Genomic DNA, 810 nt, shown 5'->3' on the forward strand with positions numbered 1-810 from the left:
GGAGGACTCCCCGTCCTCGATGTAGACGACGCCGATGGTCATCAGCGCCTCACCGCTCACGGCGTCCTTGGCGATCTCGCCGGTCTGACGGTCGCGGACCTTGGGCTCAGGAGCCTCGGTGAGGAGGATCGTGGCGGCGGTGGTCTCAACACGGATGGTGCGCAAGGCACACACTCCTATCTACTCGTCTACACATGTAGCGTTCTGTGAACCCGATCTCCCGGGCTCACGACGATCACCTTGCCACACAACTTGCCCACTCGTCTATACGAGTATGCATGCTGGGGTATACGAGTTCAGAAGAACGACCACACGGCCCAAGCGGGACAGCCACGGAGGCTTCCCGAGGACCACCACTGTCAGACCCTTCCGCCATGCTCTGCCCATGCTGATTGCGACGAACAACCGAGGGCACGTAGTGAAGCGCCCCTCCAAGCCGGCGATAGGCACGATGCTCGCGAACCTGCGACGGGGTGACCATCTGATCCTTGAACGGCAGGACGAGGACCGCGAGGGCGACTGGTACATCCAGGTGCTGTTCCGCGACAACAACACCTACCAACTGGAGTACCGGGACGGCGTCGCCGCAGAGCACTACCAAACCCTGACCGCCTCCCAAGAGAAGGCATGTAAGGCCCTCCTCGACTGGGCGGCCGATAGGCCGGACTGGCAGGACGGCTTCATGTGGAACAACATCGGCGCCATGTTCGCCGCCCCGATCGTCAAGGCCACGGATCAGCCCACCCTCTAGTGTCGCGCTCCTGCCGATCATGCGGTCAGGTCGCCGGGAGCTGGTACGAGAGTACGTAG

The 810-nt window shown here is 62.6% G+C and carries 1 protein-coding gene and 1 pseudogene; one reads left to right on the forward strand and one right to left on the reverse strand.

Annotated elements, in window-relative coordinates:
- A pseudogene (locus AC27LF_RS45535) lies at positions 1 to 165 on the reverse strand (SCO3933 family regulatory protein); the annotation flags it as partial.
- Between the two features lie 220 nt (positions 166 to 385).
- Here AC27LF_RS45535 and AC27LF_RS45540 point away from each other — a divergent pair.
- Positions 386 to 751: a hypothetical protein gene (locus AC27LF_RS45540; RefSeq protein WP_479662460.1), complete on the forward strand. Its 366-nt coding sequence runs from the start codon at positions 386 to 388 to the stop codon at positions 749 to 751.
- Positions 752 to 810: the final 59 nt, after the last annotated feature.

Source organism: Streptomyces diversicolor (genome assembly GCF_057537855.1).